This window comes from Xanthobacter autotrophicus ATCC 700552 (assembly GCF_043194565.1).
GTDB lineage: Bacteria > Pseudomonadota > Alphaproteobacteria > Rhizobiales > Xanthobacteraceae > Xanthobacter > Xanthobacter autotrophicus_F.
Map to the genome: position 1 here is coordinate 1 of NZ_JBAFVS010000123.1, position 226 is coordinate 226.

Annotated in this window: 1 pseudogene; it reads left to right on the forward strand. The window is 55.3% G+C overall.

The window, feature by feature from the left end:
- Positions 1-135, forward strand: a pseudogene (locus V5F48_RS25195) (IS481 family transposase); the annotation flags it as partial.
- Between the last annotated feature and the right edge of the window lie 91 nt (positions 136-226).

Genomic DNA, 226 nt, shown 5'->3' on the forward strand with positions numbered 1-226 from the left:
GCCTACAACTTCGGCCGGCGGCTCAAGACCCTGAAGGGTCTCACGCCCTACGAGTTCATCTGCAAACGTTGGACGATCGAGCCCGAAAACTTCACGCTAAATCCGATCCATCAAATGCCGGGACTAAACATCTAAACGCTCGCATAGTCGGGAGGATCATTCGCCTGCCGCCTATCGCGCACGCATGAGATCGTCCCATGAGGTCGGCATTGCTTCATTCGTGTGT